This window comes from uncultured Metabacillus sp. (genome assembly GCF_947503125.1).
Lineage (GTDB): Bacteria > Bacillota > Bacilli > Bacillales > Bacillaceae > Metabacillus.
In genome coordinates this window covers 1-2042 of record NZ_CANNCR010000134.1, presented here as the reverse complement: position 1 = coordinate 2042, position 2042 = coordinate 1, and the positions used below count along the sequence as shown (strand labels likewise).

Annotated in this window: 4 protein-coding genes; all 4 read right to left on the bottom strand. The window is 31.6% G+C overall.

Annotated elements, in window-relative coordinates:
- Positions 1 to 35 precede the first annotated feature (35 nt).
- The 4 genes from Q1B07_RS26415 to Q1B07_RS26400 all read right to left on the bottom strand — a co-directional run bounded on the left by Q1B07_RS26415 (position 36) and on the right by Q1B07_RS26400 (position 1982).
- The gene (locus tag Q1B07_RS26415) at positions 36 to 419 is read right to left on the bottom strand and encodes a hypothetical protein (protein ID WP_299095740.1); all 384 of its coding nucleotides are present in this window, start codon (positions 417 to 419) and stop codon (positions 36 to 38) included.
- 160 nt (positions 420 to 579) lie between these two features.
- Complete coding sequence (locus Q1B07_RS26410) at positions 580 to 1026, bottom strand: GNAT family N-acetyltransferase (RefSeq protein ID WP_046517094.1); 447 nt, start codon at positions 1024 to 1026, stop codon at positions 580 to 582.
- Positions 1027 to 1167: 141 nt separating this feature from the next.
- On the bottom strand, positions 1168 to 1590 hold the full coding sequence (locus Q1B07_RS26405) for a hypothetical protein (RefSeq protein ID WP_299095735.1): 423 nt from the start codon (positions 1588 to 1590) through the stop codon (positions 1168 to 1170).
- Between the two features lie 68 nt (positions 1591 to 1658).
- Entirely contained in the window at positions 1659 to 1982 is a 324-nt protein-coding gene (locus tag Q1B07_RS26400; RefSeq protein ID WP_299095732.1) for a DUF5063 domain-containing protein, read from the bottom strand.
- Positions 1983 to 2042: the final 60 nt, after the last annotated feature.

Below are 2042 nucleotides of genomic sequence, written 5' to 3'. Positions count from 1 at the left end.
TCTTTTAAAAACTTAGAAATGTAATTAATTTTTGATTAAATGCATGACCTGAGAGAAGGTATGAATAATTCAGGTAATTTTAACTTTTTACCTACTGAAGATAAATAATATTTATTTTTAACTAACTGCTTCCGAGCATCTTCTTCTTTTAAAATAGATTTTATTTCAACATTCAAAATATAATTTTCCCCAAATCTAAGTAGATCAAATTCCTTATCTATTTGAGGTATTTTATAACCCACATAAAAATATCCAAGGTGTCTATCTTCCACATTTAGATTATCAATAAAAGCAGAAATTTGATCAATCTCTTCATTTCTCATAGTAAAATTGAAAAAACTGAGGATCTCTTCAAAAATCTCCACCGGTAAATCTTTGTAACTACTCACTAAAGAATTTAAATCAATTGGCTTCCTCAATACATTCACCTACACCTATATATTTCATCAGTCAAATATTCAAGATGCACTTTGTATTTTCCTGCTTTTGCACTAAACTGCCCCGTTACTTGAATAAGAAAAGCTGCCACTACGACAGCTCTTCAACTCTTGAACCCGTTAGTGGATCAACAAGCTCAATTTATCTATGTAAAATCATCTGGTCTGTTTCTTTAAATCCAAGTGATTTGTATAGTTTTTTTGCATTATCACTGGCTAATAGACGGATGGTATTTATATCTTTTTTAGTAAACCAATCTAACACTTCGTTTGTTAACATTTTTGCATAACCTTGATTTCTAAACATCGGCTCTACATAAACATCACCAATAAACCCATATTCTTCATCCTTATAAAAACAGTAAGGAATATCTTCTTTGATAAATGACCCAGCACACGCAACAATATTGTTTTCGTGTTCAATGACAAAGTGAATAGCTTTTTCTATTTCATACAATTCTTTGTATGTCTCCTCAACAACCTGAACAAAATCATCTCTAAGAAGGTGTTCCATTCCAACTTCTTTAAACATTTTCTGTTTAAGTAGTGTTATTGCAGGAATATCTAATATTGTTGCAGTTCGTATCAAATTACTCTCCCCCTCATTAATTTATAATATTTAATTCTCTTTACCTCTTCCCTTATTCAACTATCCTGCCCCGTTACTTGAATAAGAAAAAAGCGATCATCCGTTATTGAAGCATCGCAACACTTTAATTTAAAAAATCAACTATCTTTTCAAAATAAACCTTGGTGGAGAACCATATTCTTGTTCTGCTTCAAAATAGGCAATTTTTCCTGGAATACAAGAAATGATTGATGGAAACCCTTCACCCACTGCAACCTTTAAAGCTGAAGTTAATGACATATGTTTACCGTCGATAGTGTCGTTCCATGAAATTACGTAACAATCATTACCTGCCCCTTGATTTTTCATTAATTTCTCTATCTCTCCTGGATCCGAATTTGGAGTTGGTATTTCAATCATAAATTCTTTACGGAAAGTATCTAAATAATTATGGCACAACCTATTCATTACATTATCTCGTTTTTTCTGAGAAAAAAGTTCAAACAAAACTCTTTCTTGGATCCGTTTATTAAAGAAAGATTTAATAATAATTTCTTCAAGTTCTTTATCTATTCCAATCCCCATTCAACTTTTTTATATCTTAATTTCTTCATTCTTCTTAAACTATCCTGTTTACGTAAGCTGAAAAAGAATCATCTAAAAATAGCTGAATGTAAAACACGTATTGCATCAACTGCGTGACTGCCCCAATGTATTTCAAAATTTATTTTCCAATCTGAGACAGCCCCTGTGTACTCATCTTTTTCATATAAGTGGATGCCTCTTTTCACGTCTGCGTAAATATCCAAGATGTCATCAGTTAAGCTAGCACCGACTGGTTCTTCTAATTGGTAAGGGTTAAAAACTTCCCAATAATGGTTATATTGGCCGAAATTAATCTGAGGAACAGATATATCTAAATTGGGAACTTCATCATCTTTTGGTTCAACATCTGGAAGATACTGGTATGTCAACACTAAACTAGACACTTTTTTTAAGGTGAATATTTTTATATTCAATGGGACTTAGATAGTCAA

What these genes read in the sequence shown, in the direction of transcription:
- Q1B07_RS26405 (WP_299095735.1), bottom strand. Translation starts at nt 1,590, where the DNA reads ATGGGGATTGGAATAGATAAAGAACTTGAAGAAATTATTATTAAATCT.